General features: G+C 58.9%; 4 protein-coding genes. 2 read left to right on the top strand and 2 right to left on the bottom strand.

Annotated elements, in window-relative coordinates:
- Positions 1–466: 466 nt before the first annotated feature.
- Positions 467–1,222 (bottom strand): DUF6261 family protein, encoded by a 756-nt coding sequence (locus tag EPD60_RS07625; RefSeq protein WP_131448491.1) that lies wholly within the window; start codon positions 1,220–1,222, stop codon positions 467–469.
- 523 nt (positions 1,223–1,745) lie between these two features.
- Here EPD60_RS07625 and EPD60_RS07620 point away from each other — a divergent pair.
- Complete coding sequence (locus tag EPD60_RS07620) at positions 1,746–2,279, top strand: hypothetical protein (RefSeq protein WP_131448489.1); 534 nt, start codon at positions 1,746–1,748, stop codon at positions 2,277–2,279.
- 244 nt (positions 2,280–2,523) lie between these two features.
- Entirely contained in the window at positions 2,524–2,910 is a 387-nt protein-coding gene (locus EPD60_RS07615; protein ID WP_131448487.1) for a GxxExxY protein, read from the top strand.
- Positions 2,911–3,170: 260 nt separating this feature from the next.
- On the opposite strand, the gene EPD60_RS07610 is transcribed toward EPD60_RS07615, so the two are convergent.
- Positions 3,171–3,752, bottom strand: coding sequence for a DUF6799 domain-containing protein (locus EPD60_RS07610; RefSeq protein ID WP_131448485.1), 582 nt, complete (start codon positions 3,750–3,752; stop codon positions 3,171–3,173).
- Positions 3,753–3,942 lie beyond the last annotated feature (190 nt).

Genomic DNA, 3,942 nt, shown 5'->3' with positions numbered 1-3,942 from the left:
CTTCCCTGCGCCCCGCACACGCATCTACCGGCCACCTGAGTGTCTCGCGGGGCGCACCTTTTGAACAATAAACGCTTTGTCATCCTGATCGCCTGCGATCAGGATCTTAACGGCGCAGAACGTCTCTTCCTGGCAGTACTTACAGAGCTCCTGACGGGAAGCACAAGATGCCACCCGTAACCAAGGCCCCGACCCTTTCCAGTAGGTACAGAGACCCGCTAATGCTTCGCATCAGGATGCCGCTTGCGATCAGGATCTTGCCGGGCATCAGCAGGCCGCCTCCTACTAGTACCTAGAGAGATCCTGATGCTGCGCATCAGGATGACAAACCCTCTTTTTAGAAAAAGAAACCGGCCCGACCGGCATTCCCGCACCGATTGATTGGTGGCGGGCCGGCCGCAGCATTATTAAAAAGCAAAAGCCACTGCACCCGCAGCGGCTTTATTATTACAATCCATTAAAGAATTCACGCCTCCGCCGTTCCCTCCTTCTCCTTCCTCGCCTCCTTCCTTCCTTTCCTGGCACTCACAATCTCCCGATACTCCTGCGTCAGTATCTCCACCAGCTTCACCATGCGGCCCCAGGGTTCGGCGCCTTCGGCGGTGTGGTAGAAGCCATCGAGCTTGTTGAGCAGGTTCTCGTAGGCCACGCGCATCTCGTCGCGCTTCTGGATCATGGTGTAGGGGATGTCTTTGTCGACTTCGAGGGCGGCGCGCTCGAGGAAGAGGGCGTCGAACTCTTTGTTGGTGCGGTCGAGGGCGTCGATCCAGGTGCGGAGGCCGAGGGCAGCGACGGCGGCGGCGCAGTCGGGGTCCTCGCGGAAGTCGCGCACGAGGGCGTTGATGATGGCTGTCTCCTGCTGGTAGTTCTGCTTGTAGATGCGGGGCCCGTACACCTCGAGACGGCGGTCGAGGAGGGCGGCCTGCTCGCGGAGGGCTTCGTCGGGGTTATAGCAGTGGCCCTCGCAGAGGTCCTGCAGCCCGACTACGAAGTCGTCGCGGCGCCCGTCCAGCTGCACGAGCTTCTGGGTGAGACGCGAGGCGTGGTCGCGCTTGAAGAGCAGGCTGATGTCTTCGAGGTGCGCGGCAACGCTGGCCTTGGCGCCCAGCATGACGGCCGGCATCGGCAGCGGGTCGGTGTCGATGGCCTTGAGAAGCTGGGTGAAAAACTGGATGAATTCCTCGTTCGTGAGCGGGGTTAAGTGTAAAGCTTTTGATCTCATATGACAAGGGTTTTTTGTTCCTATTAAGTTACGGCAGGGATTGGGCCTTTGCAAGCGGCGGCCCGTTTCTTTTTGCACCCTTGTTGCAGGCGCCGGCGGCGCGGGGCTGCTGCGCCCGGAAGAAAGGGCCGCGCCCATGGCAGCGGGCTACTGCGCCCGCGCAAAAGCGCCCGCCATTTTGGAGGAGCCTTTCTTCCGCGCGCAAAAGGGCGCTCCGGATTGGAGCAAGGGTTCTTCCACGCGCAGAAAGCCCGCGCCGGCTGGAAGGAGGTTTCTTCCCGCGCAAGTGGTTTTTTTCTCGCAGAGAACACGGAGCGTTTCGCAGAGGGCACGGAGGCGCATTCTACGCTTACAGTTTTTTGGAGGCGCTCCTACAGGCCGCAATCAGCTTTCTGTTCAAGACAGCGAGAGGCGCCCTGCGGGCAGAGGCGCTCCCTCTCCCCTCATGTATTCATGTAATCATGTACTCATGTAATCTCCCCTCAACTCCTCCCGGCCTCTTCTTTGCAGCCCTTCTTCCCTCATGAACGCCGACGATCTTCTTTTTCTCAGGGACGTATACACCGCCGCGCGTTTCCGCTACCGCCCGGCGGGACTGCAGACGCTGCTGCTGGCGGAGGCGCCGCCGGAGAACCCGGAGCGCTTCTTTTATTACGAGGATGTAAAGCGGCAGGACTCGCTCTTCCTGGAGATCATGGGTGTGCTCTACCCGCGCGAAAAAGAGGCTTACCTGAAGGGCGGGCGCCGCACCGAAGACAAAACGGCGCTGCTGCGCCGCTTCCAGGCCGAGGGCTTCTGGCTCTGGAACTTCTACCCGCTGCCCGCCTCGCCCACCACCGAAAGTGACGCCTTGCTGCTGGAGCGCCTGCTCGAAAGCCTGGAGCAGTACGTGCCGCGGGAGACGCCCATCATCCTTATCAAGACTTCAGTGTACGACAGCTGCTATGCGCCGCTGCGCGCGGCAGGGTACAACGCGGTGAATAGGCGGCTGCCCTACCCCGGGAGCGGGCAGCAGGGGCTGTTCCGGGAGGGCTTCCGGCGGGCGCTGGATTATTAAGAGAGATCACTCTTGTGAATATTTCTCGCAGAGGGCGCGGAGCGTTTCGCAGAGGGCACGGAGGCCTTCGAGCTACCAACATTTAGGTTGGGAGGCACGCTTAACGGTAGCTACCCTTGCGCTGTAACGGAGACAGCGAGAGACGCCCTACGGGCGGAGGGGGGAGATTTCCATGGGAAAAAACCCAGGAAATTCTGTTGTTTTTCACATGGAATCCTGTGCTGGCTGCCGCAGGTTTGGGGGTATGGAAAAAGAAGAACTCAACCAAATCGGCGGCGCCATCCTGGATGCGTCTATTTATGTGCATAAGGCCTTAGGTCCCGGGTTGCTGGAATCGGCTTATCAGAAAGCCCTTGCTGTTGTATTGCGCAAGCGCGGCTTCCGGGTCAGCACCGAAGTTCCGATCACCTTTATTTTCGAAGGCGAAGACCTGGGCGACGTCTATTACATGGACCTCGTGGTAAACGACGAAGTCATCATTGAGCTAAAAGCAGTGAAGGCGCTGGAGCCGGTAGCGGAATCGCAGATGCTCACCTACCTCCGCCTCCACGAAAAGAAGCTGGGCTACCTGATCAACTTCAACGTATCCCTCCTGAAGCACGGTTTCCACCGCTATGTCCGCAACTGGTAACACCTTCGTAGTAAGGTGGTAATGTATCGGCAAAGTCGTCACCAACCAACTCCGCCCGCAGGGCCCCTCCCGCTGTCTTGAGCAGGAAGTTGATTGCCAGCAGCAGGAATGTCTCCAAACCTTTCTGTTGGTAGCTCGAGCATCTCCGTGCCCGCTGCGAAACGCTCCGCGCCCTCTGCGAGAAATATTCCCGTGGACCAAGCCAAAAAAATCCCCGCGAGCAAACAGCCCGCGGGGATCTTTATTGCTAAAAAGAACGCTTATTGATCCTTCTTATCGGGAGTAACGGCGTCCTTCACCTTGCTGCCCACTTTTTCGGCGGCATGGCCCACCGCCTGGGCGCCTTTCTTCACGCCGGTCTTGGTGGCATCCCAGCCGTGCTCGATGGCGTTGCCCGCCTTGTCGAAGAAGCGTCCGGCCTTCGTTACGTGTTCGCCTTCTTCGAGGTCGCGGTTTTCACCGTTATAGGTTACGCGGCCCTGGGAGTTCACCGTGGCGCCATTGTCGAGACGTACCTCGGAGGTCGAGCTCGTCCACTTGCCATTGTGGTATACCACCACCTTGCCGTTGTGGCGGCTCACGTCGCCCTCGGAGGGCGCATAGGCCTGGTTGGTAGAGGTTGAAGTTGTTGTTGTGCTGGTAGTGGTGTTACCGGGGGTGTGGGTGGCACCTGTGCCCATGGTGTCGGTGCGCATCATACCGGTGTCGGTAGTAGCGGGCGGGGGCGTCGTCATCATCGACGAGGTATCCGTCGTGGTGGTCGTGGTTGTTTTGTCTGTCCTGTCGTTGCAGGCGATCAGCGTTGCGGCGGCGATGGCCGCGAAAAATGTCTGTTTGATCATGGTTGAGGTTTTTTTAGTGGTTTCTGCAGCATGGCTGCGTCCACCTGGCAGAAATATTTATGCCAGCGCCGCCAACAGGCTCTTCGTTAGCCAGAATTTTTCGGCGCAAGGCGGAGGTAGCGCCCATTGTGGCAACTCCTTTGCGGCGTATATCGGTAACCCCTAAACGGGTAGCTAACCTCAATTATAT

The sequence above is a fragment of the Flaviaestuariibacter flavus genome (assembly GCF_004337505.1).
GTDB classification, from domain to species: domain Bacteria; phylum Bacteroidota; class Bacteroidia; order Chitinophagales; family Chitinophagaceae; genus Flavisolibacter; species Flavisolibacter flavus.
Note: the sequence above shows the minus strand (reverse complement) of the source record. Positions and strands in the feature narration are given on the sequence as shown.